Genomic DNA, 1,978 nt, shown 5'->3' with positions numbered 1-1,978 from the left:
ATCGATTTGTTTCCCCAGTGTTAACAGCTCTTGTTTTCTACTTTGAAGTTTTCTGGTTTTGTGGGGATAATTTTGGCAGTTTAACGCTGGGATGAATTGGTCGTAATCTCCGCCAGATATTAATTATGCCAGCAATCTCTTTGTTTTTTCGACAGCTTATAGTACACTGTCCCCCCCCTTTGACTTCTACTTCTACCTCCATTCTGTTGTTGCCATAACTGACTTGACTGGGGACAGTAACGCCGAGACTGGAGGAACAAAGTCAACAATATTATTTGCTTCCTGCATCGTATTAATTGTTTCAATAACTGGCAACTGTTCATAACAACAGTATTTCTCGTAAGCAAATTCCCAAGTTGAGCGCAGACGCAAACCTCCGATTTCGTCACGGACTTGATGGGGAGATATACCCATCTCAAAAATTTTTTTCTTGAGTTCAGAAATCTTCATAGCATTCTCCTTGCTCGTGATCTTGCTGGTCTAATGTTTCCATAGTCGTTGAACTGAGCTTGTACGCTTCTTTCGTGTTGCCGACGGGTGGCTACGCGCTTGTCCTCTCCAGGGAGAGCATAGGCAGTGTACTTCTCAATAGGGCGGCTCCGGGTAACATACTCCGAACTCAGGACGAGTTCGGAGTATCTCAGCACAGCACTCACCCCCCAACTTTCCTTGATCAGTAAAAACTGTTTGAGATGTTCTGGTGTCATGCTCTGTGGTATTATTGTTTTGTGCAAATGACTCATTTTGTAGATGTTCGCCCTCTGGAGTCGGTCCTTGTGGTGGTTCCGACTCTTCTTCTTGAGCTAACTTCTTCAAATACTCAGCAAGGGTCATTCCTAAACGTTTCGCTTTTTTCTCCAAACCTTTGTATACGGGTATTGGGAGATTGACCTGTTTTCTCTTTTCCTCTGGGTTTTCTGTTACCACGGCCTCAATAAAATTTGCTGTAATGTGCCGATCAGCCTCCTGAGCAGCTTCGACACATCTTTCCCATCCGCCTACAACATCAGGTTCGTGCTTGTCACGCTTGATAGCAGACTCTAGTAGTCGGATAGCTTGAGAAACGCAGTTGGGGATTTCTTCAAAGCCTTGGCAGATTAAATGCCAAGAGATTTTAGCTGCCTTGACTAATTGATTGCATTGCCACTTAGACTTTTTGACTTCTTTCTTGCGATATTCTTCAAAAGTTTTGTATCCTCGGTCTTGGTAGAGCTTGTAATATTTGTTAGCTAAAACTACCATCCCCTCAATAATGTAAGAATATCGTGCGCGTTTTGCTACCACGTCAAAGAATGCTGCCCACTTTTCGTCCTCTTTCCATCTCTGAAAATAGAATAGTTCGTGATAGGTGTCCTTAATTTCGGAACACCAATCAGGCAATGGCAGTTCCTCTCTGTCTGGTGGTATGTCGAGGTTTAAGTCCGTCATATCAATACTTAATAAAACTTAAAAAGGTCTTCTGATGAATGTTGTGATTAGGGGATTGGAAATACCATTAACTCTAGTCAAGTAGAATTTTTCTGCATCAACATACCAACGTTTGGGTAACAGTATTGCCAACCAAGGATGAGCTCGGTAGAGAAAGCGGTAGTGTTCTAAGTCTGGAAAAATTCCAAATTGAATATGTTTGACAACTCCTGTGAACTTATTGTCTGGAAAAGTCCCGCCCCCAACAATAATCCTGATGATTGTGCCAGTAAATTGGTGCATAGGGACCTGTAGAGTCAATTTGAGTATTATCCTCCATTGAAAAATGTTGATGTCTGTTCTACTTTGATGCTCAATTATGGCATTACTCATAAGTCTTAATATGTGTGATTTAAAGGACAGTGGGGATAGTTGCAGTAAATAATACCAATTTCCCAAAAGATTGTTACAATAAAATAGGTACAAAATTATTAAGTGATTGCAGTTATTAGATGAGAACGAAAACTCAAATATTAGAAACAGAATCTGAATTAAAAAAACTGTTGTCCCA

At 41.0% G+C, this 1,978-nt stretch carries 3 protein-coding genes; all 3 read right to left on the bottom strand.

Annotated features, from left to right (window positions below; translation table 11 throughout):
- Positions 1-192: 192 nt before the first annotated feature.
- The 3 genes from F6K22_RS39630 to F6K22_RS39620 all read right to left on the bottom strand — a co-directional run bounded on the left by F6K22_RS39630 (position 193) and on the right by F6K22_RS39620 (position 1,710).
- Positions 193-450 (bottom strand): hypothetical protein, encoded by a 258-nt coding sequence (locus tag F6K22_RS39630; RefSeq protein WP_293110524.1) that lies wholly within the window; start codon positions 448-450, stop codon positions 193-195.
- A gap of 135 nt (positions 451-585) precedes the next feature.
- Complete coding sequence (locus F6K22_RS39625) at positions 586-1,428, bottom strand: hypothetical protein (RefSeq protein WP_293110522.1); 843 nt, start codon at positions 1,426-1,428, stop codon at positions 586-588.
- Between the two features lie 18 nt (positions 1,429-1,446).
- Complete coding sequence (locus F6K22_RS39620; protein ID WP_293110520.1) at positions 1,447-1,710, bottom strand: hypothetical protein; 264 nt, start codon at positions 1,708-1,710, stop codon at positions 1,447-1,449.
- Between the last annotated feature and the right edge of the window lie 268 nt (positions 1,711-1,978).

It is taken from the genome of Okeania sp. SIO2F4 (assembly GCF_010672385.1).
Taxonomy (GTDB): domain Bacteria; phylum Cyanobacteriota; class Cyanobacteriia; order Cyanobacteriales; family Microcoleaceae; genus Trichodesmium.
The sequence above is the reverse complement of the archived record's forward strand: the minus strand, read 5'-3'. Positions and strand labels throughout refer to the sequence as shown.

Bases quoted from the DNA above. Each gene is read 5' to 3' on its own strand.
- F6K22_RS39625 (WP_293110522.1), bottom strand. From the start codon at position 1,428: ATGACGGACTTAAACCTCGACATACCACCAGACAGAGAGGAACTGCCA.
- F6K22_RS39620 (WP_293110520.1), bottom strand. From the start codon at position 1,710: ATGCACCAATTTACTGGCACAATCATCAGGATTATTGTTGGGGGCGGG.
- F6K22_RS39630 (WP_293110524.1), bottom strand. From the start codon at position 450: ATGAAGATTTCTGAACTCAAGAAAAAAATTTTTGAGATGGGTATATCT.